The sequence below is a fragment of the Bacillus cereus group sp. BfR-BA-01379 genome (genome assembly GCF_022663605.1).
In the GTDB taxonomy this organism is placed as follows: Bacteria; Bacillota; Bacilli; order Bacillales; family Bacillaceae_G; genus Bacillus_A; species Bacillus_A mobilis.
In genome coordinates, this window is record NZ_JAKUFT010000004.1 from 74,889 (window position 1) to 101,500 (window position 26,612).

Here is a 26,612-nt window from a genome sequence, read left to right on the forward strand (position 1 = left end):
ATAGGCATAAGAAATCCTAGCTATGACTATTTTATTGTTTATTTCCCTACATATGTAGTATATACTGTGTTATGCATCAAACTAAGTAAGAGAACAATTGTTGCAAAATATAATGCAAATGCATAACCAAGAAAGATAATGTTCCTTAACAAACATTTTCATTTCTTCATATTATATGCACGAATAAAAGGTGGTTTATAATTTCAATGTTCGAAAGTATGTATTGGCCCATGGGTCTTTCTATTATGTTTTTAATACTGTTTTTCATGGGTAAGAAAAAAGATACTGCCCTATTATTTTTCTCAGTTTATTTTGGTTCTATGTTAATCGAAAGTTTTTTTGTCACTCAAGGATCTAAAGATACATGGATATATATCGTTTGGCAAATTTGTTATATTGTACTGATGATCGGACTTACTATTTATATAATTAAGGATATTAGGAAACTTATAAAAGAACGAAAATTGAGGAAAACAAACCAACAATAATTTAGATTCTATAAAAACAAAAAAAGGTACGCTTTCCTCTACTAAGGTTAGCGTACCTTCTTTCCTATCAATCAACTTCCAACAAACTCTCCAACTAATCCCTTCGCCTTCTCCAAAGCTTTTTCAATTTGCTCAAACCCTGTCCCGCCAGCACTGTTACGACGTTTCACAGCTGCATATGGTGAAAGAACTTCATACAAATCTTCTTCAAATAACGAACTCATTTCTTTATACGTTTCAAGTGGTACATCTAATAAATAAATTCCTTTTTGTGTGCAGTGTAGCACTAGCTTCCCAACAATTTCATGAGCTTGACGGAATGGTAGTCCTTTACTTGCTAAGTAGTCAGCAATTTCTGTTGCGTTTGAGAAATCTTGCGTCACAGCTTGCCCCATTTTTTCTTTGTTTACAGTCATCGTTTCTAGCATGCCTGCCATAATATGAAGGCACCCTTCAACTGTTTTTACTGTATCAAACATTCCTTCTTTATCTTCTTGCAAGTCTTTATTGTAAGCGAGCGGTAATCCTTTCATGACTGTAAGTAAACTAAATAAATTACCATACACTCTGCCTGTTTTACCACGAATAAGTTCCGCCATATCCGGATTTTTCTTTTGCGGCATAATGCTGCTTCCCGTTGCGTATTGATCGCTCATTTCAATAAATTGAAACTCTTGGCTACTCCATAAAATAAGCTCTTCGCAAAAGCGTGATAAGTGCATCATGAGCATAGATGAGTTACTTAGGAACTCCAGTATGAAATCACGATCGCTTACTGCATCTAAACTATTTTCATAGATCCCATTAAATCCAAGAAGCTCCGCACTATATTCTCGGTCAATCGGGAATGTCGTCCCAGCTAATGCTCCTGCTCCTAATGGTGAAATGTTAATGCGCTTTAATGAATCTTCATAACGATTCACATCACGCTCTAACATCCAAAAGTAAGCGAGAATATGATGCGCAAATGAAATCGGCTGCGCACGCTGCAAATGCGTATAACCAGGCATAATGGTTTCAATATTATTTTCTGCTTGATGAACAAGAACCGTCTGCAATTGTTTTGTAGCTCTTATAATATGTTCTACTTTTTCTTTTAAATATAAATGCATATCAGTCGCTACTTGATCATTACGACTTCGGCCAGTATGAAGTTTCCCTCCTACTTCACCGATTTTTTCAATTAACATCTTTTCGATATTTAAATGAATGTCTTCCGCTTCAACTGAAAAATGTAATTTATTTTGTTTCGCTTCTTCTAATAAATATTGAAGACCTACCTTTATTTTCTCTGCTTCTTCTTTCGTAACGATGCCTTGCTTTGCTAGCATCGTTACGTGCGCAATACTTCCCTTTATATCTTGATTTACTAATTGTTGATCGAAGGAGATGGATGCTCCGAACTCTTCAACCCATGCTTCCGCTTCTTCTGTAAAACGTCCGCCCCAAAGTTTGCTCACGCTTCCACCTTCTTTTGATTCACTTGGCTGTATACTTTCGTCGGTAAACCGAATAATGAAATGAATCCAACTGCTGCATCATGATTAAATTCGTCCTGGGCAGTATATGTTGCTAGTTTTTCATCATATAAAGAGTACTCAGATTTACGTCCTTCTACAATCGCATGGCCTTTAAATAATTTCACACGCACTGTACCTGTTACATTCTTTTGCGTTTCTTGTAAGAAAGCGTTAAGCGCTTGTTTTAAAGGAGAGAACCATAAACCGTTATAAATAAGTTCTGTTATTTTCTGCTCAATCATCGGTTTAAAATGCGCTACTTCTTTTACGAGTGTTAAATCTTCAAGTTCCTTATGCGCCGTAATTAATGTCATCGCTGCTGGGCATTCGTATACTTCACGCGATTTAATACCAACAAGACGATTTTCTACGTGATCGATACGTCCAACGCCATGTTTTCCAGCAAGTGCATTTAACGTTTTAATTAGTTCTGAAAGTGAATATGCAGTACCATTTAAAGTCGTCGGTACGCCTGCTTCAAAACCGATTTCTACAAACTCTGGTTTATTCGGTGTATCTTCTAAAGCTAATGTCATCTCATATGCATCTTCTGGCGGCGCTGCCCATGGATCTTCTAAAATGCCACATTCGTTACTGCGTCCCCATAAATTTTGATCGATTGAAAACGGGCTATCTAAATTAATCGGAATTGGTACATTGTTTTCTTTTGCATAGGCAATTTCTTCTTCACGTGACCATTTCCATTCACGTACAGGCGCAATCACTTCTAAGTAAGGATTTAATGCTTGAATAGAAACTTCAAAACGAACTTGATCATTCCCTTTCCCTGTACATCCATGTGCAACTGCAGTCGCTCCTTCTTGTTCTGCAATTTCAACTAATTTCTTCGCGATAAGTGGACGTGATAACGCTGAAACGAGAGGGTATTTCCCTTCGTATAACGTGTGCGCTTGCATCGCCATCAATGCATATTCATTTGCAAATTCTTCTTGAACATCAATCATATATGATTTAATTGCACCTACTGAAAGTGCCTTTTCTTTTACAAATGCTAAGTCTTTACCTTCCCCTAAGTCTAAACAAAGCGCGATAATATCATAATTCTTCTCTTGTAACCATTTAATTGCAACGGAAGTATCAAGACCTCCGGAATATGCTAATACCACTTTTTTCTTCTCCATTTTGCATCCCCCTAAAGAATAAATATTCATTTTCTTTTATAATAATTCACACTTTAACACCTTTTACAAAATGTATCAAGAGTCATTTTCAAATTTTTTCAAACAATTCCATCGAGCTTCTTTCTGTTTTCATGTACAATATAAGCAGGACAACGGGGGTGAACTTATGGAAAAATATTTCTTATACGATGATCATCTAGGAATTGAAATTCCTCATTTACAAGAAGATTGGGAAGATATCCCCGAAAAAATGCAGCATGCTATTTTATTGAAATGGGAACAAGTTCGCGGAAAGATTCCTGATCGAATAAAAGAACTCGAGCACTCTATTAATGCAAAACAGCATCATTTAAATAACGAAGAAGACTTCGAAATTTCTTGCAAACTGAATTCAGAAATTGCCGATCTCGCTTCCATCATTAATGACCTTTGGCTTTGGTATCGACTCACTCAAAATGTATCTGAGGGGAAAGCACACCAATGAAAAAAGCATGCCCCTCAATTACTTTGGGTCATGCTTTTTTGTCGTAACACGATTTACAATATATTTCTTGTGCTGTTTTCGCCAAACACACATCAAACGGACCGACTAATATACTTCTTTCTTTTGGTAACTTTACAAAGGCAACTAGCTCTTCTTCATATTGAATCTTTTTCTGACATGAAACGCATGTTAATTCTTTTCTTTTAAATATGTCTTTTAGCATATCTTCACTCTCCCTTTCATCTATCTATATTAATATACTCTCATAATAGTTAAGACTTGTAAAAAAATGACACATTTCAAAGTGAATGATTCATATACTGTGTACAAAAGGAGGTCTAAAATTAATGCGCGCTTTCGTTATTATCGCTTTAACGTTTTTAAGTGTGATTAGCTGGGATACGTTTTTTAAAGATAAAAGTGATGAAAAAAATACAACTGAATAAAAACTCTTCTTTTCTTACTTATTGGACAAACTAAAAAAACTGTCCGACTTAGCGAAATAACTTAGGCTTTTCTACAAAAATATTTAAACATAACAATTTTTGTAGATTCCCTCCGTTTATTGTCGGTTTCCATCCGCATACATTTTTTGAAAGTATGATATAATAATATAAATCTTGAAGGAAGGGATTTTGATATCATGATCGCTCGAAGGAGCATGTGGCATCGTATTGACGAATCATACACGTAGCGTATTTTTCAGCTCAGATACTTTAGTCTAGCGAAAAAAATACGAGAGTGGGGAAATTATGATTGCCCGAAGGATAATTTGGCAAAAAAAAGACTCTTCTTACACATAGCGTTTTGTTTAGGACTTAATTGTTACTAGCTAAACAAAACAAAGAAGAGAAGGATTGCTAAATGAAGAATCCTACTCCACGTTTTGTTTAGTCGTTTTAAGACTTAAACTAAAACGAAGGTAGGGAGAATTGATGGACGAGAGGATTATTCGTTATTTCTTCAGCGACATATAGCGTAGTTAGTTTTTTCGTAAACTAACTGAAAGCTACATGTGAGCTCGTAGTTAGTTTACAACACAAACAGGACTACTAACTACGGAAAGAAGGAATAACGATGAGGAACATCCAAAGTCGACAAATTATTAAAGAAATTTTTATGGTTTTAATCGGTTCATTTATTTTAGCAGCAGCGCTATACCATATTCACTTCCAAAACCACTTAACAGAAGGTGGCTTTGTAGGAATTGCACTATTCATCCAAAATTTTTATGATATTTCACCATCTATTTCAACTGTAATTATGGATATCCCAATTATTTTACTATGTGCTTCATTTTTAGGTAGAAAAATGGTTGGCTATTCATTCCTAGGTTCGATTTCATTCGGAGTATTTTATTCTCTTATGGAAAATTATTCTCCATTTACGGTCGATTTATCAAACAATTTATTTATAGCTGCAGTAGTTGGCGGTGCATTAGCTGGTATTGGACTCGGTTTTATATTGCGATTTGGCGGTGCAACCGGCGGGGACGATATTTTAACAATTGTATTAAGTAAACGAACTCGTTTTACAATTGGGCAAATTTTCTTCGTCTTTGACGCGATTGTTCTTGCGCTTTCATTATATTATTTAAATTGGACAGAAATTGCTTTTACTATTCTTTCGATTGCCGTACAGGCAAAAACATTGGATTTAATTTATTATCCAAAAGCAGAGAAGAAAACAGAAAAGCAACCAGTATCTATTCCAATGTCCAAAAAGCACGCAACAAATTAAAAAAGCGAAAGGCTTCGGCCTCTCGCTTTTTTTATGCTCTTTTTTCCTTCTCGACTATGTGGCGTACTTGATAAAATCTATTTGCAAATTCAGTAACGTTTCTCGTTAAACGATAATTCACTGTAGACCCAATTGCCATTCCAATTACCGGAATACCTTGGAATAATTTACGACGAAGAGCATAAATCGAAAATGTTTTCAAAATTTGTTTTAACACAACTTCAGTAGAAGCTGGTTGTAACACCGCTTCGTCCCCTTCATAGAAGAACGAATCTTCTTGCTCTAGCTCTTGCAGTAAATTGTACCATGCATATTGCTGAAGTCTTCCTGGTAGTAATGACGCATGAAACACCTTTAACGCAAGCATCATTTCATAAGGCTTGTTCACATCATGCCCAAATGATGTGGCAATAAGTTGGACAGCCTTCACATTTAACGCGATCATAACCGGAAAATCAGCCGTTAATAATAATAAACCTCCAGCACCCGTTGCTCCGCCTTGTACGAATGAATATAAACGATGTCGTGCTGTTTGCTGCTCTGCTATGTATGTTAATTGATCAATAGATAGCGCTTTTAAATCTTCCAGTTGTTCAATCGATTCATCAAATAATCTCGACGTTCCTAAAATACGATTACGCGCATCTAACTGTGATTGTGAACTTTGAATCAATGCATGCAAATGAAAGAGCCATCCATCTGCTTTCGTAAAGAAATCTTTTCGTTTTTTCTCAGGTAATTTCGCAATTGTCGTATGTACCCATTTATCAAACATTTTTTGAAAATCAGTCGCTTCTTGCTCAACTAATTGCGATTCCCATTCTTTTATATTGTCTAAAATGGCTTGTTCTCGCTTCGATCGCATCGTAACAACCACCTCGTTCGATTTTTTTCTATTGTAACATATTTCTGCTTATTCTTTGCAAATATGCTTGTCTATCTTTATTCACATACCATTTTTTAATGACATAAAATATTAACAAAAAGGATGAGATGAACCACATGAATCTATCCAATATAAAAAAAGAATATAATGCAGTATTCAGCTTAGGACAAAATTGCTGGCCTGCTTGGGCTTTATATCAATTCAAATTATCACCATTTTTTGGTGTTATCGATTTTATGCTAAGCCCTTCATTAGAAAAAGTGAATGTATTATTACAAAATCGATTTGACCGTTTTTTACAGTTCGAAAACTTATCCTTCATCTCATTTTGGGATGATGATGCGAAATTAAGGCTCCGTGATAACCTATATGAAATCGACTCCTGCCATGATTTTAAAACAGATGTAAACACACCAACTTCTTGGCCTTCTTATACAGAAATTAAGTTAAACTATGAGCATCGAATTCATCGTTTTCTAACTACAATTGAAACGGAAGAATCCATATTGTTTATTCGAACTGGAGGAACATACGAAGAAGCTCGTTCCTTGGAACACATTTTATCTCAAATAGTTAAACATACATTCTCTGTCCTATTACTCATTCCTGAAGATGTACCAACTGTTGTAGAAGAAGATTGGGGATTACAAAATATTTGCGCTATAAAATGCCCTATTATGGATGTATTTCAGTATAATGAAGCATTTTGGAATGACTTATTTAATGGGATCACGATTAGAACACAGGCTTAAATACACGACACCTTTTATTACAAAACAGATTATAATCATCCTTATACAAAATAAATAAGGAGTGATTGTATATGTATCCACGTGCAAAAGCTTTTGGTCTTGCTACACATCAAGGTCGCCTTCTCGTACAAGAATATCATACAGGCGATGAAACATTTTACCGACCTCTTGGTGGTTCAATTGAACTTGGTGAAAAATCAGCACATACCGTTATTCGTGAATTTAAAGAGGAACTTCATACAGAAGTGGAAATCACCCATTATTTAGGATGCTTAGAAAACATCTTTCATCTTGATGGAGAAATTGGTCATGAAATCATTCAGCTATATTCTTTACGTTTACTAGGCACATCACTATATGAAATGGAAATAATGAATATACAAGATGAGCAAACAGTATCGTATGCGAAATGGATGCCCATTACAGCTTTCATTCAGAAGGAAAAAGTACTATATCCAGATGGAATTTTAAACTATATCCAAAAGAAAAAAGACGAAACCCTATAGGATCTCGTCTTTTTTTATATAGTATATTAACCAATATCTCCAAGACGTAGTACGTCACGAGCGATCATAACTTCTTCGTCAGTTGGAATTACGATAATTTTTACTGGAGAGTGTGGGAAGCTGATGAATGCTTCTTCACCAAATACGTTATTACGTTTTACGTCGAAGTATACGCCCATGTACTCAAGGCCTTCTAATACGCGCTCACGAATAATTGCACTGTTTTCACCTACACCAGCTGTAAAGATGATTGCGTCTACACCTTTCATACGAGCAGTGTAAGAACCGATGTATTTGTGGATACGGCTTACGAATACATCAAGTGCTACTTTCGCACGGTGGTCGCCTTCTTCTTCTTTCGCAATGATGTCACGTAGGTCACTAGAGTACCCAGTAAGACCTAGCATACCACTCTTCTTGTTTAATACGTTAACTACTTCTTCTACTGTTTGGCCTGTTTTTTCCATGATGTATGGAATTAACGCAGGGTCAAGGTTACCAGAACGTGTACCCATTGTTACACCAGCAAGTGGAGTGAAGCCCATAGAAGTATCGATAGATTTACCGCCTTCTACTGCTGCGATACTTGCACCGTTACCTAAGTGACAAGAAAGTAAGCTTAAGCTTTCAAGTGGACGACCTAATAATTCAGCCGCACGCTCAGTTACGTATTTATGAGAAGTTCCGTGGAAACCGTATTTACGGATGCCGAATTTTTCATAGTACTCATATGGTAAGCTGTATAGGAATGCAGATTCCGGCATTGTTTGGTGGAATGCTGTATCGAATACTGCTACTGCTGGTACGTTTGGTAATACTTCTTGGAATGCTTTAATACCAACAAGGTTTGCTGGGTTATGAAGTGGTGCTAAATCGCTTAATTCTTCGATATCAGCTAATACTTCATCAGTAATTAAAACAGAATCAGCAAATTTTTCGCCGCCGTGAACAACACGGTGACCGATACCGCCAATCTCATCTAGAGACTTAACGATTCCGTTTTCAGTTAATTTTTTAAGAAGCATATTAACTGCTACTGCGTGATCTGGAATGTTTGTAATTTCTTTTTGTTTTTCGCCATCTACAGTAATAGTGAAGATACTATCTTCTAAACCGATACGTTCTACTAAACCTTTTGTTAATACTGTTTCACTTGGCATTTCAAATAATTGGAATTTTAAGGAAGAGCTTCCTGCGTTAATCGCGATGATTTTTGACATCTAGTCTTTCGCCCCTTTTTCTCTTGGTAGTTGTGTGGATGTTTCCACAAACCGCTCGATTTTATCTAATTAAATTCACTTCATATGAAAACGTTTCATCATTAGCAAATTTTATACTCACGATTTTAATTTAAACATCGTCCGACATATATTTCAAGTGAAAAAATTGTAACACCAAGAAAAAATATATATTACAGATTTCAAAAAAATTCAGTTAAATCTAGTATATATTTAAAAATATGACATATCATATAAAACTGTACTACATGAATTACTTACCCTGTTACATATACCTAGCCTTATTTATGCGTTGCAAACCAAGTATTTAACTGATCCATAATGTTCTCCATCGCCTTCATGTTGGAGAATTTAGGTAACTCCACTAATAACGCCTGTTTTGGCATCGTTACACTAGGGCCTTTCTTTTGAAGAACAAATATACTTTTTGCATTTTTCTCGTTTTTAAACATGGAAACAGGTAGCTGTAATAACCCCTGAATAAAACATGTTTCTTTAATAAATGCATGTAATTTTGGTGCTTGATCACTTTCAAAGATGAAGTTTGGCACTAGGAAGAATAAGTACCCGCCTTCTTTCGTATGTTTCACACTTTGTTCAATAAATAGGTGATGTGCATACGACATTCCTTCATCTGCTTTTAACTTATATTCACTTGCACCGATTTCATTTGGATAGTAACCAATCGGTAAGTCTGAAACGACTGCATCAACCGGATCGATATAAAGTGGCGCTAGTCCATCTTGATGGAAGAATTCGATTGCATGCTTTTGTAAATTCGCATTTACTAAAGCAAGTTTAATTAGCACTTCATCCACTTCTACACCAAATCCACTCATTGCTAGTCCTTCTTTGGCGCTATTAAACACTGTAGTCATTAAGTTACCTGTTCCAATCGCAGGGTCTAACACAGTAATTTCGTTTTGACCTTGCATAAATTTATGGAATAAGTAGCTCATGAACATGCCAACTGCATCAGGCGTCATTTCGTGATTCGCTTGTACGCCTTCTTTCATTCCTTTTAAAATGGCTAACTGAAATGCTTTACGAATTTCTTCACCTTTATATGTTTCTTCATTAAACGTACTATATTCACGATTCAGCCTTTCAATTGCTGACTCAGATAATTCCTCTTGTAAAATTGCTCCTTCAAACAAGTTATCACCTGTTTCTACAAGCGCCTCTAAATATGTTACATCTAATTCTTTACGTAAAACTACCGCAGAAGAATCAAAAATAGAAAATAATGTTTCTACTGTCTGACTCACGTACATTCCTCCTTCTCTCTTTTACACATAACTTATATCATACCACAAAGTGTTTTTTTCCAAAAAGAAAAAGCGACCTCCTGCAAAGAGCTCCCCTTTCAGTTATATGCGATATAACGTTTTTTCTCATATATTGGTACCGTTATGCAGCAATATATGAGAAAAAACGACCTCTTTATAAGAGGTCATTTCCTTCACATTATTTTGCAGATTTAGCTGCTTCTAATGCTGCTTCATAGTTTGGATGGCTTGTACCTTCGCTTACGTACTCTGCGTAAACTACTTTGTCGTTGCTATCTACTACGAATACTGCACGAGCAAGTAAACGAAGCTCTTTCATTACTAAGCCGTAAGCTTCACCGAATGAAAGGTCACGGTGGTCAGAAAGTGTTACAACATTTTCTAAACCGTTTGCTGCACACCAGCGTTTTTGAGCGAATGGTAAGTCAGCGCTAATTGTTAATACTTTCGCGTTTTCAATACCTGCTGCATCTTGGTTAAAACGACGTGTTTGTGCATCACACACACCTGTGTCGATTGAAGGTACAACACTAATTAATTTTACTTCGCCTTTGTATGTTTCTAAACTTACTGGAGATAAGTCGTTTGCTAATACTTGGAAGTTTGGCGCTTGATCGCCAACTTTAACTTCTGTTCCAACTAAAGTCATTGGATTACCTTTAAAAGTTACGTTTGCCACTTGAAAATCCTCCCTTATTTAAACAAAATATGTACAATGTAAATGATAGTTTGTCCCTATCGATAATGCAAATAAAATCGCTTTATTTACAAAAAAATTAAAGAAGCCAATCCATTGATCAGCTTCTTTATTTGTTAAATTTGAAATTCAGGATCGTCTTCTTTTCGTTTATCCATCATTTCCTTCACTTTATCAACAGCTTGTGGCGCTAATTCAATTATTTTATCGATGACGTGTGTTTGCTTATCTAAATGCAATACTTTTACACCGTCTCCATTTATAACAAGAAAAGCAACAGGATTAATAGAAACTCCTCCTCCACTTCCCCCACCAAATGGATGACGGCCTGCTTGTTCTTTACCAAATTCACTTCCACCAGCGGCAAAGCCGAAACTAACTTTCGAAACGGTAAGAATTACACTTCCATCTGCCGCTTTAATCGGATCACCAACAATTGTATTTACATCAGTCATTTGTTTTAAATGCTGCATTGCGGTTGTCATTAAACCTTGAATTGGATGGTCCATTCTATATCCCCCCTATGCTTGAACAGATTTTTCTGTCACACCAGATTTTTGCTTTCTCATAAACATGAGCAATTTCACCGCTGTTTTTACAGTACGGAATATACGAAAGGATGCTGTTAACTCACATCTTGACGCAAATCCTTTCCCTTGAAAAACAGGCGTAATTTCAAATTCAGGTACATCGACAATATGCATATATTGTCCTACAACTCCAGCAGCCATTCCTTTTGTCCCCCATGCATATCCAGTGACAATTCCAGTACTAGCTGCATCACCTGCACCAATTTGCGTATGCCATCTCCAACCATTGATTTTCACTCGTTTGAGAAAATCTTTAACAATAGTATGAACTTCTTGCAGCTTTTTTATCAGCTCCCCCATACTATCAAGTTGCGCTATAATTTTATTATCTAATCCGCCGTCCTCTTCAGCTTTCTCGATCTTTTGTCCTGTCTTCTTCTGTTGCTTTTCAATTCTTTCCAGTACATCGAATGTATATCGAATCATCCATATTTTCACTTGAAACAAACATTGCTTTTCCATTTCTGAATATAAAAATGTCACTTTAAGCTTTATTTTCGACAATAGTATAAGCAAAATAAAAAGGAGAAGAATTATTATTCCAATTACGAACCACTGCATACGTATCATCCTTTCACTCCGTACCCATTATCGACAAGTTTATTCATCATTAAACAGAATTCCATAAGATTGAATATAAAAATTTTTCTAAAAATAAAAAGGGATTTTGACATTTTATATCGAAATATATTATTTGAACATATCATCGAGAACGGACTCTAATGATATGTAGCACGAAAAACAGAAAATTTAACTGCAGTGGAGGGATACATAATGGCAGATCGTCGCAATTTATTTTTCTTTTATGGTGATGACAAAGCAACGCTCGTTGAAAAAATGAACCCAATCTATCGTATTTTAGAAGAGAATGGATTTACCATATTAGATCATCCAAAAAATGCAAACGCTATCGTCAGTGTTGGAGATGATGCAACCTTCTTACAAGCCGTTCGTAAAACTGGTTTTAGAGAAGATTGCTTATACGCAGGGATTTCTACGAAAGATGAAATTTCGTTCTACTGTGATTTCCACATTGATCACATCGATACAGCCCTTCAAGAAATTACAAAAAACGAAATTGAAGTGCGCAAATATCCAACAATTCAGGTAGATGTAGATCACGGTACATCTTTCTATTGTTTAAATGAGTTCTCATTACGTTCTAGCATTATTAAAACATTTGTTGTAGATGTTCACGTTGATGATTTATACTTCGAAACATTTAGAGGGGACGGTTTAGTAGTTTCTACCCCAACAGGAAGTACAGCTTACAACAAATCATTGCATGGTGCAGTTGTTGATCCGCTTATCCCATGTTTCCAAGTAAGCGAACTAGCATCTTTAAATAACAACACTTACCGTACACTCGGTTCACCGTTCATTTTAAATCACGAACGTACATTAACTTTAAAACTAAGACCAGACGGTAACGATTATCCTGTTATCGGTATGGATAATGAAGCGCTTAGCATTAAACAAGTAGAAAAAGCTGTTGTACGCTTAAGCGATAAACAAATTAAAACAGTTAAATTAAAAAACAATTCCTTCTGGGAAAAAGTACAGAGAACGTTTTTATAGCATGAAAAAAACCGCCGCATTATGATAATGCGGCGGTTTTTTATTTCTCTCGCTATCGGTCAATATTGGTAGATTTTGTCGGTAATTCGATATAATTTCACACGTCTTTCCTATACACAATCTTCCCATCAATTACGGTCATTTCTGCTTGTACTTCTTTTATTTCTTCAGCCTCTATTTCAAAAATATTGCGATCTACTATCGTAAAATCTGCTTCATATCCTTTTGCAATTTGTCCTCGCTTCGCTTCTTTTCCGATTGCATAGGCACTTCCTGTTGTAAATAAAGAGACAGCCTCATATACCGTTAATCTCTCTTCTGACATATAACATACACCGTCAATAAAACTTCTGCGTGTAACAGCGCTATATATGCCTAAAAATGGATTCACTTGTTCAATTGGCGCGTCAGATCCACCATTGCAGTGTAATCCTGCTTCCAATAACGTCTTCCAAGCGTACGCATAACGAAGACGATGCTCGCCTAGTTTTTCAATGACTGATGGGAAATCTGATGAAACAAAAACTGGTTGTATATCAATAATGGCTTGTAAGTTTTTCATTCTCTCAATCAACTCTTCACGAGCGAGCTGACAATGAATAATACGGTCACGTAATCCTTCTGCTGGTGGATATAATTCAAGTGCATCAATGACATATTCTAGCGATAAGTCACCGATTGTATGAATCGCTACTGGCATATGTAAATCTCGTGCTTTTTTCACTAACTCCGCAAGCTCTTTGCGTGAGAAGATCGCAACTCCATTTGTTTCCTGCGCATCTTCATACGGTTCACTTAATAAAGCTGTTCTTCCGCCAAAAGAACCATCAGAAAAAATTTTCATCGCCCCAAATTCAATATAATGCTCATTTTCATATTCTTTTCGTTCATGCGCTACTTCATGGTGAACGAGTAAATGTGCTTTAAATGGCATTTCCTTTGTAACATGAGAAAACGCATTGTGCGTTTTTCTAAAACCACCGTAATAATTTAAATCTTCCGTATGCCCACCAACCAGACCATATTGCCAGCAGTCTTTAATCGCTGTTTGCAAAGCGCTTTGTAAATAAGCTTCATCAATTTCTGGCTGAACATGTTTAATTAACTCTTGCCCTTGTTCATATAAAAGTCCTGTTAAATTATTTGACGCATCACGGCCAATTTTTCCGCCTTTCGGGTCTTGCGTCGCTTCTGTTATGTTCGCTTCTTGCAGTATGTATGAATTCACCCACGTCACGTGACGACAAACACGCTTTAATAAAATGGGGTGTTCTTTCGAAATTTCATCTAAATCTTTCACATGAACATCTTTCGTATCTATAAAGTTATTTTCATTCCATCCTTCTCCAATAACCCAAGAGCCCTTTGGAGCTTCTTCCACTCGCTTCCGCACGAGAGTCAGCACTTCGCTATAAGATGTGCAGTTTGATAAATCTAGACGGAGTAACCTCTCTCCATGCCCAATAAGATGCATATGACTATCAACGAGACCTGGAATCATCGTTTTACCTTCTAAATCATGCAATTTAACCGTAGCATATCGGTCTCCTAACTCTTCTTTACTTCCGACATCAACGATCATACCGTTTTCAACATAAACAGCATCTACTTTTTCATTCTCTTCTCTCATCGTATAAATGGTGCCGCCATACCAAATTTCTCCCATATATCCCATCTCCTTTGTTTTTATTGTATAAAAAAAAGCACCATTTCAAAACATGGTGCTTTTCTAAAAATTACTTTTGCTCAGTAGTAGACGTTGTAATTTGCCATTCAATGCTAAATTTATCTTTTAGTTGTCCGTATGCTGGGCTCCAGAACGTTTCTTGAAGTGGCATAATAACTTCTCCACCTTCTTGTAACTTTTCGAATACTTCTTTCGCTTTTTCTGCATCACTAATTTGAATTGCAATTGTTACTTGAGATCCGATTGCATGCCCTTGACCTGGGAATGTATCAGAAATCATAAGGTCCGTATTACCAACTTTTAAAGTAGCATGTAAAACGCGCTCTTTCGCTTCAGCTGGAATCGGATATTCTGGATTTTCAGGCATGTCACCAAATGTTTGCATGACTTCTACTTTTGCATCTAACGCCTCTTTATAAAACTGTACAGCTTCTTGCCCACTACCATCTAAAACTAAGTACGGATTAATACCTAAAATCATACGGACACCTCTTTTTTTAATTTATAAAAACGAACTTATGTTCGTTTTTATAATACCATACGGTTTACAGTTCATTCAACTATTTTCGAAATTATTTTGATGGAATCTCCATCTCTTGTTTTCTAAGTTCAATACGGCGAATTTTTCCGGAAATCGTTTTTGGTAGTTCATCTACAAATTCAATTTTGCGAGGGTATTTATATGGTGCAGTGAGTTCTTTGACGTGTTGTTGGAGTGCTGGAATTAATGTTTCTTCGTTTTTGTCTATATTCTCTCTTAATACGATAAATGCCTTCACGACACTTCCGCGAATTTCATCAGGACTTGCAACAACTGCGCACTCTCTTACGTAAGGATGTTTTACAAGTGCATCTTCTACTTCAAACGGTCCGATTGTATAACCAGAGCTAATAATAATATCATCACCGCGCCCTTCAAACCAGAAATAGCCGTCTTCATCTTTCTTCGCTTTATCACCAGTAATATAATAATCACCGCGGAATTGCATCGCTGTGCGCTCATCGTCTTTATAATATTGTTTAAAGAGGGCTGGTGTTTCAATGTGAACTGCAATATCACCAACTTCTCCTACCTGTACCGGAATACCTTCCTCATCTACAATATCAACGTGGTTGCCTGGCGTTGGTTTTCCCATTGATCCTGGTCTAATATCCATCCCTTTCATTACACCAACAAGCAATGTATTTTCCGTTTGCCCATAGCCGTCTCTCACTGTAATATTAAAGTGCTTTTGGAATGTTTCAATGACTTCTCTATTTAACGGCTCACCTGCCGATACAGCGCTATGTAACGCTTCTAAATTGTACTGGCTTAAGTCTTCTACTTTTGCCATTAATCTATACTCAGTTGGCGTACAACAAAGCACATTCACCTTATTCTCACCTAATAAATTTAAATACGTTTTTGGTTCAAACTTACCGTGATATACAAATCCTGTTGCTCCTGATCCGAGAGTTGCTACAAACGGACTCCAAATCCATTTTTGCCAGCCTGGACTAGCTGTTGCCCACACAACATCATTCTCTTCAATTCCGAGCCAATTTGGAGCGCTCGTACGTAAATGAGCGTATGCCCACGCATGCGTATGAACAACACCTTTTGGATTTCCTGTCGTTCCTGACGTGTAAGATAAAAAGACCATATCTTCTTTATCTGTCTTCGCCATTTCTAACAGGTCACTTTCTGTTTCTAACGCTGTTTTTAAATTAATCCATCCATCTACTGACTGCTCGCTCAGAACGAATTTTTGAAGAGACTCCATCGCTTCTATATCATCAAACTGGCCAATGTACGGCTCATAACTTACAATCCCTTTTACTTCCCCGTGCTCGATTCGATATTCAATATCTTTTTTACGTAACATTTCCGAACTTGGAATTACGACAAATCCTGCTTTAATTGCAGCGATATACGTCATGTACGCTTCAATTAAACGCGGCATCATGATAAGAAGCTTGTCCCCTTTTTGTAGACCACTCTTTATAAAAGCGTTTCCAATTTTATTCGCACCTTGCATTAACTCAGTGTATGTAACTTCTCGTCTATTTCCTTTATCATCTTGCCAAATTAAAGCAAGCTTCTCTTTATCACCTGTATATTTCTCTATTTCAGAAACTAAATTATAAGACGGCGGCGCCAACAATTCTTCTCTCTTCATACAATATCCTCCTCCATTTCTATGCCTCCCTTATATAATAAAGAATTTTCAGTTAATTTTGAACCCTCTTCTTTTGACAAATTTTTTATGTCTATGTCGAAATAAAGTGAAACTTTAATCAGTGGGGGTTTTCTTCATCCCCCACTGATTATTAGCCCTCACCAATCGGACTTTTATGGGCAGTTGATCCCCCACCTAACTTCTTTGCTTTCGCTGAATTTTGAGGTGGGGGTCTTACTGCCCATTAAAGCGGGATAAATGTATAACGGTGCAAACAACAAAAAGAAAGAGCGGGAGAACCCGCTCTTTCTAAGCCATCATATATGGGATTATTTTTGGAAACCGCCTAATTGTTGCTCAGCTAGTGAAACTAGACGTTTAGTGATTTCGCCACCAACAGAACCGTTAGCGCGAGATGTTGCATCAGCTCCAAGTTGAACACCAAACTCTTGAGCGATTTCGTATTTCATTTGATCTAATGCTGCTTGAGCACCAGATACTGCTAATTTATTGTTGCTTGCCATGTTGTATCACCTCCTTGTGAGTATAGAGTGTGATAAACAACATGACTTCATACATGTTTTAGATATGGTAATTTATGGTTTTAGAAAAGTTCTTCGAATTTTTCTTCTTCCGCCACTACTTCTACCGTTTGTAATACCATTGTTTCTTTGTTCGCTACAGCTTCATCGATTAATGGTGTGAAATCGTATTTTGCTTCAAAACGATTCGCTTTTTCACGCTTCGGCTTCGTCGCTGGGCTTGCTGGTGTGAATACTGTACAGCAATCTTCGTACGGACGAATTGAAATATCATATGTGCCGATTTCTTCAGCGATTTTAATAATTTCTAATTTATCCATCGTAATAAGTGGACGAATAACTGGATAGTTTGTTACTTCGTTAATTGTATGCATACTATCTAATGTTTGGCTTGCTACTTGTCCAAGGCTTTCACCCGTCGTGATTGCAAGTGCATTACGCTCTTCTGCGATACGCTCTGTAATACGCATCATCATACGGCGCATAACTGTCATTGAATAGCTAGATGGAATTTCTTTATTAATCGTTTTTTGCACGTCTGTAAATGGAACAAGGTGAAGTGTTACACGTTTACAGTACTTCGTTAACTCTTGTGCTAAATCGATTACTTTTTGTTTTGCACGCTCGCTTGTGAAAGGTGGGCTATGGAAGTGAACTGCTTCCACAGACACGCCGCGTTTCATCGTTAAGTACGTTGCTACTGGGCTATCGATACCACCAGAAAGAAGTACCATTACTTTTCCGCCAACGCCAACTGGTAAACCGCCAGCTCCCATATGCTCACCACACATAATATAGCTGTAACCACTGCGAATTTCTATACGTACATTCACATCTGGATTATGAACATCTACTGTGATATCCTCTGTATTTTCTAAAATGTGCCCACCGATTTCTGGAAGTAACTCCATCGTTTTCATTGGGAAGCGCTTATCAGAACGGTGCACTGTAATTTTAAATGTTTTCACATCGCCTTTTACTTGTAAGAAAGCTGCTAATGCACCTTTTTTAATATCTTCTAATTCTGATGGTACTTTCATCGCTAAGTTAAACTTATGAATACCAAATACATCTTTCAATCTTTCAGAAATTGCTTCATGGTCTTCACCATTTAATTGGATGTACATACGATCATGTGTTGCATCGATTTTAATATTTGGGAACTTTTTCAGTTTGAACTTTACGTTATCTTTTAATGTGCTTACAAATTTAGAACGGTTCTTACCTTTAGTCGTCATCTCTCCATAACGAACTAAAATATACTCATATGTCATCATATTTCTTTACCTCATCACTTCATATAATTTTGGCATCGTCTCTTTCACAATACCTTCAAATTGTTTTACTTCTTCCATCGTGTTTTCTGGTGCCAAACTAATGCGAATAGCACTTGCAGCAGCGGCATGCGGTACTCCCATTGACACTAACACTCTGCTCACTTCATTTGCTTTTGAAGAACAAGCAGACTTCGTCGATACATATACACCGTGCTCTTCTAAAGCATGAACGACCACTTCTGGTTTTAAACCAACAAATGATACATTTAAAATGTGCGGTGCTGCATAGGCAAGCGACGTATTGATCGTTACATCTTCCATCTCTTTAAAGAAACGGACAAGCTCTGTTTGTAAATTGTGCAAATGAGCTATCTTTTCTTTCACTTGTTCCATTGTCATGCGAAGTGCTTTCACCATCGCTACAATGCCAGGTAAATTTTCTGTACCAGAGCGATACTTAAGCTCTTGTTGACCACCTGATAAAATTGGATCTAACCTTACGCCATCACGCACATAAAGAAGACCCGTTCCTTTTACACTGTGGAATTTATGTCCAGATATTGAGCAAAGATCAATATGAGAAGCATATAAATCAAGCGGTACTTTTCCTATCCCTTGCACATGGTCCACATGGAATCTTATTTTCGGATAATTCGATAATAACGTTCCAATTTCAGCAACAGGCTGAATTACTCCAGTCTCGTTGTTCACGTGAATAATTGACACAAGAATTGTATCTTCACGAAGGGCCCGATTTACATCTTCTACCGATACAACACCATGTTCATTAACCGGTAAATATGTTACATCAAAACCGAGATCTTCTAATTGTTTATATGCTTCAAACACAGACGCGTGTTCAATATTTGTTGTAATGATATGTTTACCGCGCGAACGATTCCTCATCGCTATTCCTTTAATCGCAAGGTTATTCCCTTCCGTTCCACCTGATGTGAAAATAATCTCAGAAGGTTTAACGTGAAGAAGCTGCGCTGCAATCGTTCTTGATTGTGTTAATAGACGCTCTGCCTCTCCTCCAAGCGAATGAATAGAAGAAGGGTTTCCAAAATATTTTCCAGCAACCGTTACGTACGATTGAAGGGCTTCTGGATATGGCTTCGTCGTCGCACTATTATCAAAATAGATCATCGTTCTTCCCCTTTCAGCGCTATCACATCATATAATCATATCACAAATACGTGTAATTACGCTAAGACTACTCAAAGGTTCCATTTTATCCCGATTGTGAAGGCCGATAACTAGTGAGGATCCCCTTTCACTTTACCTTAAAACGAATAACCTTACTGTATTCCGCTATTCATTATAGCAACATCGTCCCCAAAATTACACAAAAAAACAAACCCTTATGAAAGGGTTTGTTCATTGTCTACATATTCAGCTATTTTTTGAACAACGCCAGGTTCAAGTTGCTCTAGTACAGAAGCCGCTTGTTCTAAAGCTGCATCGTATTGATATTCACGGAATAATTTCTCCGCATAATTTAAGCTCTCTGCAAGGTTCTCATCATGACTGCGGTAACGATTACCGTATTGAATTAATTTTTCAACTAAATACGCTTGTCCAATTAACTCTTCTGTCATTTCAGCTACACCATTAACAGTTGTGTACGCTTCTTCTAAACTGCTATTTACAGCGTTCATATTTAACGGTTTTACTTCTAACTGTTCATATACAGCTTGCATTGCCATTTGTCCTCTTTTTAAATCTTCCATAATGCTTTCTGGAAGACCTGGCAAATTCGACTTTTGCATAAAACGTTTCGTTTCAAAAATGATATTTCGCATTTCTTGCAACTTCTCACGCGCTTCAAATTCCTCTTTACGCATCGTTTGCAGCATTTCTTTATATTCTGCATGAAGTACTTTTAACGTTTCACATTGCTCATAAACCTCTTCTAGTTCCTCACGAATAATAGAGAAGGCAATATCTTGTTCCGCAACACGTAATTGCAGCATTTCAAAACGTTTCGTTAAAATATGCATTTGCTTTTCAATTACTTTTTGAGACTCAATGTCCTTATCTTGTAGCTGATAACTTTGTTTTACAAGTTGTGTTTCTGCTTTTGTTTCAATCGTTTCAGCGCGAATTTCTTCTAAGTCTTCATAAACAGAAAGTGTTTTTTGCTCCACATAATGTCTCGCATGTACTTCTTGTTCCAATTGATCATAGAAGCCATCTAAACGCGTTTTTAAGTTTTCTACTTTTTCGGCTGCTTCCGTTATATGAAGCTCCTGTATATCCATTAAACATGTGTGTAGTTGTGTCGTCATATCACGAACTTCTTTAGGGACTTCCAAATACTCTAATACATAACCTTGTCTTACCATATCATTATGTCCGTGTAATAAATCTTCCAGCTGAACTGGTAACGTCGCTTGACACTCTACCAATAAATCTGGAATTTGGTGAATAATGATTTCTAAGCTTGCCAAACCTTCTTCTAAACTAATAACAATTTCTCTCGCTTTTAAATAGTCACCATTATCTGTTGCCTCTTCAAAGCTTTTAAATTTATTAGATTCAGCGTCTAGCATCTCTTCGATTTTCTGCTCTGCTGCTCCATACATATGTCTATGAGCAAGAACACTCTTCTTCATACTACGATATGTATCACGTAACTCTTCAATTTCCGAGCTATTTTTTTCATGGCTTTCTAACAATTGCTGTAATTCATTTAAAATGTCTGTAATACGATTATCAGCGTCATCTAAACCACTTATGGATTCATTCATCGCATGCTTTGCTTTTCGGAAGGAGAATTGCGAGGCGAATTTTCGCGCTTGCGCTAAATCTTTGTCTGCTTTCGGAAGGGTTGTTGATACAATCTCATCCCATTCTTCACGCCATTTACCAAACAGTTCTTCTGTTTGACCCGTCATGTTTAAATCTTTCACCCGTTTTAGTTCGTCTGCCACAGGTTTATCTTTTATCTCTTGTTTCCACTGTTCAAGTGCTTCAATATCTTTATATGAACGATTTCTTATCACAAGCTCTATCATGAGCAGCACTAGAATAGAGCTTACTACAATGATAACGATCGTCAGGATAGAATCCATGCAAAAAAGCCTCCTAGTTATATCTCTTTTTTTGTCCGTTCCGTTTATGAAATGGAAGGCATTATGTATAAAAAGGGAATTCCCCTATATTTAACAACTAACAATGTACTAATCATACCATGTAATGGCTTGTTTTTGACCTAGTTTTTTTTAAAATTTCATGTTTCTTTCAATGCAATTGTAATCTTTCTCAATCTTCTGTTTCGATTAGCTTCCATCATCAAATGATTGCAATAACGGGTTCTCTTCCATATGGGATACGAAATAAATTTTGCGTGCAAGTGGTGGTTCAATAGAAATCGCATGCACATTCCCTTGCTTTACCGCTTGCTTTACTGACATTTCTGGAAGTAACGTAATACCAAGTCCAGCCCCGACCATCGCAAGCATCGGTTCTGCATAAGAAGTTTCAAATGCAATGATTGGTTTCGCACCTATCCCCTGAAACATATTCGTAATCATTTTCCTTACATCACAGATTTCTGGATATACGATTAACTTTTCATTTTGCAAATCTTCCATTCGGATCACTGTTTTCTCTTTATAAAGGTGATCATTTGAAACGACACAAACAATTTTTTCTTCTCGCATTTCTTTTATACACGTAGCGCCTTCTACTACTGAATCGACGAACATCGCTTCAATCTTCCGTTCTTTAAAGAGTCCCATTAGTACTTTCGTATGCTCAATTTTCCATTCTACTTCGAACCCGTCACCTAATACATCTTTACATTTTGATATGTAATGAGCTGCTAAACTTGGCAATATGCCCATAGAAATTTTCCGCTTCTCCTGAAATTTCTTCATTTCGGCTTTCACTTCATATATGTGTTTCAAAATCGGTAACATTCTTGTTATAAATAACTCTCCAGCCGCTGTTAACTCCACTCCTTGCGCGGAACGCTTCAGTAAAGTAACCTCTAAATCCGCTTCTAATCTTTGAATTTGCTTACTAAGCGCCGGTTGAGAAATATGTAAAAGCTTACTCGCCTTCGATAAACTTCGCGTATTCTTTACTTCAATAAACGATCGTACTGCCTCCAAATCCATCGTACACACCTCTAACCAAAAGTTATAACTGTCATAAAAAATCGATATTTCCTTCTATAAACAATTACTCTTTATACTTATTTCATCAACTTACTATAACGAAATATAAAGGGGAATGAAACTCTTGAACAAAAAACAAATGCTACTCGGATCCCTCCTATGCCTACTTGCCGTAACGGCTTGGGGATTTATGTTTCCTGTCATGGCAAATGCCCTACAGTTTATCGATCCGTTCTTCTTCACAACTATCCGGTACGGATCAGCAGCTATCATTTTTCTTATTTTGCTATTCATTACTGAAGGAAAAACTTCACTCCACTTAGAAAAAAGAACACTTTCGTTATTCTTTTACGGAACGGTCGGCTTCGCTGGATACGGTTTTCTCGTTTTTTACGGTCAACAACTTGCCGGACCTTCTGGAGCCATCCATGCCTCGATGATCCAGTCTCTTATGCCACTCATCGCTTTATTATTGCAGTGGCTAACAAAAAATAAACGTCCACAAAACTACACATTCCTTTGTATGTTCGTTGCATTGCTCGGTGTTATGCTTGTCATTTCAAAAGGAAATATTCACTTATTATTTGGAGCTGCCGGTCACCTCTCAACAAATATACTTATGCTATGCGGCGTTACTTGCTGGGTCATTTACACGAACGGCGGTGCTCGTTTTCAATCTTGGTCACCACTCAGGTATACGACGTTAACTTGTTTATTCGGCTCAATTTCACTCATCGTTATCGTCACTTTTTTAACTTACACAAACGTCATTACTATACCTTCACTACGTACAATTATGAACGTTCGTTTTGAACTCTTGTATATGTCGATTATTGCAGGTGTTATCGCTGTATTTTGCTGGAACACAGGAAATCGCTATATTTCATCTATTAACGGCATATTATTTATGAATTTAGTTCCTGTACTTGCACTTATCGGTTCCATCTTTCGAGGTTATACAGTCGACAAAATCGAAATTTCCGGAGCCTCTTTAACAATTATCGCGCTAATATGCAACAATATATGGCAAAGAAAAGAAAGCACAAAAATCCCCACCTCAGTTCGTTAGGTGGGGATTTTTCACATATGAACAGCTCTTGGCCATTCCTGATACATATTCGTTATACATAATGTTTGTTCCATCCATTGTTCAATTTCCTTCGTGTACATTTCTATGAAAAATGTCTCAGACGGAAAAGAATGCAACACTTCTGATATATATTGCGGATATAAAAACGGCATATTCATCATGCCTTTTAATTGCGTCATAAACATTGTAAAAGATACCTTCTTAAACTCTCGTTTCATTTGTCCTTGCTTTATGATTTGCTCTATATAATATCTTTCTTTGGAAAAATAAATGGTCATCACTTCGCGAATTAATGTCGTATCCAGTGAAAGCTCTCGGTAGAAGAAACGTGTCAGTTCCCTATTTTCAAATTGATATCGTAAAATCCCGCGCACCATTTGCACCATTACATCTTTAGCCGACAAATACTCTCTCTGTTCAAAGGACGTTTCAATCACATGAATATACCCTTCTAAAAAATCAGTAATAAGCTGCTCTAATAGGCCTTGCTTTCCAGCAAAATAATATGAAATATTCGCTACATTCACATCCGCTCGCTTTGCAATGTCTCGCACCGACGTTCCATCATAACCTTTCGTGTTAAACAACGATATTGCCGCATCAATTACTTTTTGTTTCGTCTGTTTCATGCGCTCACTTCCTCTCACTGAACAGCTATAGTGTAAATTTCTTGACTTTTAAGACAAATTCCTTTAATTTTCTATCGACAAAGTCATGTGAAATACATCGTATTTTGCTAATATTTTACACATCTCGATAAAAAAGGGGCTGTTTCCATGTTTACTAAAGAAAGTTATGCAGGATCTCGTGAAGAGCAATATGAGATGGTAATTAAACAACTGGATGCATTATTAACTGGCGAATCAAACGTAGTCGCAAACTTATCAAATGCGTCCGCACTATTAAACCAATTTTTTGATCGTGTGAATTGGGTTGGCTTTTATGTAACAGAAGGAAATCAGCTTGTTCTTGGACCTTTCCAAGGAATGCCTGCTTGCGTGCGCATTCCATTTGGACGAGGCGTTTGCGGTGTTGCAGCTGAAACGAAAACAACGCAGCTTGTAGCAGACGTTCACCAATTCCCAGGACATATCGCTTGCGATAGTGCTTCGAATTCAGAGATCGTTGTACCGATTGTAAAAGAAGGAACTGTCATTGGTGTACTTGATATTGATAGCCCTGAAAAAAATCGTTTTGATGAAGTAGATCAGCGCTATTTAGAAAAGTTTGTGGAAACACTCCTAAAACATATGTAAAAGGAAAAGAGCTAGTTATCAACTGCGTACATCACGTACGAAACCGATAGCTAGCTCTTTTTTATTGATTACTAACAGTAGATATTTTCTTTAACGCCTGCTCTAAATCAGACACGATATCTTCCCATGATTCTAAACCAACAGATAAACGTATTAAATTATCATAAATACCCATTTCCTGTCTTAACTCAGCTGGAATCGCAGCGTGCGTCATCGTTGCCGGATGTTGAATTAACGTTTCTGTATCCCCTAAACTTACCGCAATTGTAATAAAGTGAAGGTCATTGATAAACGCTTGCGTCTCTTCTTTTCCGCCTTTAATTGAAAAAGAAATCACACCGCCGCCCCGTTTCATTTGGCGAGATGCTAACTCCCCTTCTGGATACCAAACACCTTCTACCGCATCATGATTTTTTAGGAACGATACAATCTGTTCTGCATTATCACAATGACGATCCATTCTTACCGCTAACGTCTTTAATCCGCGTAACAATAACCACGCATCAAACGGCGCCATAATACCACCGATATCTTTTCGCATCGGGCGAATTTTCTCAGCTAACGCTTTCGTTTTACAAATCGTTACACCCGCCACAACATCGCCATGACCGCCAATATATTTCGTAGCACTATGCACAACCACGTCACAACCAAGCTCAAGCGGTCTTTGTAAATAAGGTGAACAAAACGTATTATCAACAACGACAAGTAAGCCATTCCGCTTCGCAACCCGAATCACTTGTTTTAAATCGATTAATTTCATCGTTGGATTAATCGGTGTTTCAACGAAAATAACCTTTGTATTTGGACAGATTTTGTTTTCGACATCATCCTCTGTCTCCATATCACAAAACGAATGCGTAATCATAAATTTCTCTTCTAATACTTCTAAAAAACCGTACGTGCACCCATATAATCCATTTGAACAAATAATATGATCTCCAGCTTTTAGAAAACCAATTAACGTTGCGGAAATAGCTGCCATACCGGATCCGAAAGCAAGAGCTTCTTCTCCTCCCTCTAACACAGCCATACGTTCTTCAAATAATTTTACGGTTGGATTTCCAAGTCTTGAGTAAATATAAGACGGATCCACTCCCGCAAAACTCGCCTCTCCTTGCTGCGCAGTCTCAAATGTAAATGTAGACGTTTGAAATAAAGGTGGTGTTAAACTTCCTTTATGTTCCTCAGATGTATACCCGTGATGAATTAACGCTGTCTCCATATGCTTCTTTTTCATAAAAACATCCCCTTTTATGTTTTTACTGCCGCATATTCATCAACAAAAAATTAATGAACATTTTTTACTACATTTTATGTAAGCGTTTTATTTGTGTTTCTATCACTTCTTTTATATCGTTTTAAATTCCTTCTTGTTCATTTCCAAAATTTATATGCATAAAACAAAAACGTACTTGCTTGACGAAACTCTGGGTAAAAGATATAATAGCGTTTGTGTAAAATAAAAAGGCAGCCTTGTAATGTGAGTTTATCGTTTGTATTTTGTTCCTCTACGGAGGTGTATCTCGTAACTCCCTGCTGCTGGAGCGAAGGTACATGAAAA

26 protein-coding genes are annotated in these 26,612 nt (G+C 37.0%); 7 read left to right on the plus strand and 19 right to left on the minus strand.

Features of this window, described 5'->3' with window-relative positions; all coding sequences use genetic code 11:
* Window positions 1-559 precede the first annotated feature (559 nt).
* On the minus strand, window positions 560-1,948 hold the full coding sequence (gene argH / locus MR113_RS02830; protein ID WP_242250887.1) for an argininosuccinate lyase: 1,389 nt from the start codon (window positions 1,946-1,948) through the stop codon (window positions 560-562).
* Complete coding sequence (locus tag MR113_RS02835; RefSeq protein ID WP_097845525.1) at window positions 1,945-3,150, minus strand: argininosuccinate synthase; 1,206 nt, start codon at window positions 3,148-3,150, stop codon at window positions 1,945-1,947. Before MR113_RS02835 ends, argH begins: the two co-directional genes overlap by 4 nt.
* A 166-nt stretch (window positions 3,151-3,316) precedes the next feature.
* On the opposite strand from MR113_RS02835, the gene MR113_RS02840 reads away from it, so the two are divergent.
* The gene (locus MR113_RS02840) at window positions 3,317-3,634 is read left to right on the plus strand and encodes a hypothetical protein (RefSeq protein ID WP_063245305.1); all 318 of its coding nucleotides are present in this window, start codon (window positions 3,317-3,319) and stop codon (window positions 3,632-3,634) included.
* Window positions 3,635-3,662: 28 nt separating this feature from the next.
* Here MR113_RS02840 and MR113_RS02845 read toward each other — a convergent pair whose 3' ends face one another.
* The gene (locus MR113_RS02845) at window positions 3,663-3,857 is read right to left on the minus strand and encodes a hypothetical protein (protein ID WP_242250888.1); all 195 of its coding nucleotides are present in this window, start codon (window positions 3,855-3,857) and stop codon (window positions 3,663-3,665) included.
* An 854-nt stretch (window positions 3,858-4,711) separates the two neighbouring features.
* Here MR113_RS02845 and MR113_RS02850 point away from each other — a divergent pair.
* Window positions 4,712-5,374 carry a YitT family protein gene (locus MR113_RS02850; protein WP_073516718.1) on the plus strand — a complete coding sequence of 221 codons (663 nt, stop codon included), beginning with the start codon at window positions 4,712-4,714 and terminating at the stop codon, window positions 5,372-5,374.
* Between the two features lie 31 nt (window positions 5,375-5,405).
* On the opposite strand, the gene MR113_RS02855 is transcribed toward MR113_RS02850, so the two are convergent.
* Window positions 5,406-6,239 (minus strand): EcsC family protein, encoded by an 834-nt coding sequence (locus MR113_RS02855; protein ID WP_001256871.1) that lies wholly within the window; start codon window positions 6,237-6,239, stop codon window positions 5,406-5,408.
* Between the two features lie 137 nt (window positions 6,240-6,376).
* Between MR113_RS02855 and MR113_RS02860 the strand changes: the two genes are divergently transcribed.
* Entirely contained in the window at window positions 6,377-7,012 is a 636-nt protein-coding gene (locus MR113_RS02860) for a DUF1796 family putative cysteine peptidase (protein ID WP_242250889.1), read from the plus strand.
* A 71-nt stretch (window positions 7,013-7,083) separates the two neighbouring features.
* Entirely contained in the window at window positions 7,084-7,518 is a 435-nt protein-coding gene (locus MR113_RS02865) for an NUDIX hydrolase (RefSeq protein ID WP_242250890.1), read from the plus strand.
* Window positions 7,519-7,544: 26 nt separating this feature from the next.
* On the opposite strand, the gene ackA is transcribed toward MR113_RS02865, so the two are convergent.
* The 5 genes from ackA to MR113_RS02890 form a co-directional block, all read right to left on the minus strand.
* Window positions 7,545-8,738 (minus strand): acetate kinase, encoded by a 1,194-nt coding sequence (gene ackA / locus MR113_RS02870; protein WP_000034572.1) that lies wholly within the window; start codon window positions 8,736-8,738, stop codon window positions 7,545-7,547.
* A gap of 299 nt (window positions 8,739-9,037) precedes the next feature.
* On the minus strand, window positions 9,038-10,024 hold the full coding sequence (locus MR113_RS02875) for a class I SAM-dependent methyltransferase (protein WP_000084362.1): 987 nt from the start codon (window positions 10,022-10,024) through the stop codon (window positions 9,038-9,040).
* Window positions 10,025-10,223: 199 nt separating this feature from the next.
* Window positions 10,224-10,724: a thiol peroxidase gene (tpx, locus tag MR113_RS02880; protein WP_000024525.1), complete on the minus strand. Its 501-nt coding sequence runs from the start codon at window positions 10,722-10,724 to the stop codon at window positions 10,224-10,226.
* 134 nt (window positions 10,725-10,858) lie between these two features.
* The gene (ytfJ, locus tag MR113_RS02885) at window positions 10,859-11,251 is read right to left on the minus strand and encodes a GerW family sporulation protein (protein ID WP_063260710.1); all 393 of its coding nucleotides are present in this window, start codon (window positions 11,249-11,251) and stop codon (window positions 10,859-10,861) included.
* 12 nt (window positions 11,252-11,263) lie between these two features.
* Complete coding sequence (locus MR113_RS02890; protein WP_063260709.1) at window positions 11,264-11,902, minus strand: DUF2953 domain-containing protein; 639 nt, start codon at window positions 11,900-11,902, stop codon at window positions 11,264-11,266.
* Between the two features lie 204 nt (window positions 11,903-12,106).
* On the opposite strand from MR113_RS02890, the gene MR113_RS02895 reads away from it, so the two are divergent.
* Window positions 12,107-12,910, plus strand: coding sequence for an NAD kinase (locus MR113_RS02895; protein ID WP_071724291.1), 804 nt, complete (start codon window positions 12,107-12,109; stop codon window positions 12,908-12,910).
* A 97-nt stretch (window positions 12,911-13,007) separates the two neighbouring features.
* Here the strand turns inward: MR113_RS02895 and MR113_RS02900 are convergent, their stop codons facing one another.
* From MR113_RS02900 to MR113_RS02935, 8 genes are all read right to left on the minus strand, one after another.
* Window positions 13,008-14,576, minus strand: coding sequence for an amidohydrolase (locus MR113_RS02900; protein ID WP_242250891.1), 1,569 nt, complete (start codon window positions 14,574-14,576; stop codon window positions 13,008-13,010).
* A gap of 70 nt (window positions 14,577-14,646) precedes the next feature.
* Window positions 14,647-15,078 (minus strand): VOC family protein, encoded by a 432-nt coding sequence (locus tag MR113_RS02905; protein ID WP_088097996.1) that lies wholly within the window; start codon window positions 15,076-15,078, stop codon window positions 14,647-14,649.
* A gap of 91 nt (window positions 15,079-15,169) precedes the next feature.
* The gene (gene mbcS, locus MR113_RS02910) at window positions 15,170-16,756 is read right to left on the minus strand and encodes an acyl-CoA synthetase MbcS (protein WP_242250892.1); all 1,587 of its coding nucleotides are present in this window, start codon (window positions 16,754-16,756) and stop codon (window positions 15,170-15,172) included.
* Window positions 16,757-17,085: 329 nt separating this feature from the next.
* On the minus strand, window positions 17,086-17,280 hold the full coding sequence (locus MR113_RS02915) for an alpha/beta-type small acid-soluble spore protein (RefSeq protein ID WP_000157912.1): 195 nt from the start codon (window positions 17,278-17,280) through the stop codon (window positions 17,086-17,088).
* 80 nt (window positions 17,281-17,360) lie between these two features.
* Window positions 17,361-18,575, minus strand: coding sequence for a tRNA uracil 4-sulfurtransferase ThiI (gene thiI, locus MR113_RS02920; RefSeq protein WP_242250893.1), 1,215 nt, complete (start codon window positions 18,573-18,575; stop codon window positions 17,361-17,363).
* A gap of 6 nt (window positions 18,576-18,581) precedes the next feature.
* Window positions 18,582-19,724 carry a cysteine desulfurase family protein gene (locus MR113_RS02925; RefSeq protein ID WP_242250894.1) on the minus strand — a complete coding sequence of 381 codons (1,143 nt, stop codon included), beginning with the start codon at window positions 19,722-19,724 and terminating at the stop codon, window positions 18,582-18,584.
* Window positions 19,725-19,939: 215 nt separating this feature from the next.
* Entirely contained in the window at window positions 19,940-21,652 is a 1,713-nt protein-coding gene (gene ezrA, locus MR113_RS02930; RefSeq protein WP_242250895.1) for a septation ring formation regulator EzrA, read from the minus strand.
* Window positions 21,653-21,859: 207 nt separating this feature from the next.
* Window positions 21,860-22,702: a LysR family transcriptional regulator gene (locus MR113_RS02935; RefSeq protein WP_242250896.1), complete on the minus strand. Its 843-nt coding sequence runs from the start codon at window positions 22,700-22,702 to the stop codon at window positions 21,860-21,862.
* A 124-nt stretch (window positions 22,703-22,826) separates the two neighbouring features.
* On the opposite strand from MR113_RS02935, the gene MR113_RS02940 reads away from it, so the two are divergent.
* On the plus strand, window positions 22,827-23,771 hold the full coding sequence (locus MR113_RS02940) for a DMT family transporter (RefSeq protein WP_242250897.1): 945 nt from the start codon (window positions 22,827-22,829) through the stop codon (window positions 23,769-23,771).
* A gap of 11 nt (window positions 23,772-23,782) precedes the next feature.
* On the opposite strand, the gene refZ is transcribed toward MR113_RS02940, so the two are convergent.
* The gene (refZ, locus tag MR113_RS02945; RefSeq protein ID WP_061679867.1) at window positions 23,783-24,421 is read right to left on the minus strand and encodes a forespore capture DNA-binding protein RefZ; all 639 of its coding nucleotides are present in this window, start codon (window positions 24,419-24,421) and stop codon (window positions 23,783-23,785) included.
* Window positions 24,422-24,568: 147 nt separating this feature from the next.
* Here refZ and MR113_RS02950 point away from each other — a divergent pair, with 147 nt between their 5' ends.
* A complete protein-coding gene (locus MR113_RS02950; RefSeq protein ID WP_242250898.1) occupies window positions 24,569-25,048 on the plus strand; it encodes a GAF domain-containing protein in 480 nt (159 codons plus the stop codon).
* A gap of 61 nt (window positions 25,049-25,109) precedes the next feature.
* Here MR113_RS02950 and megL read toward each other — a convergent pair whose 3' ends face one another.
* Entirely contained in the window at window positions 25,110-26,288 is a 1,179-nt protein-coding gene (megL, locus tag MR113_RS02955) for a methionine gamma-lyase (RefSeq protein ID WP_242250899.1), read from the minus strand.
* Between the last annotated feature and the right edge of the window lie 324 nt (window positions 26,289-26,612).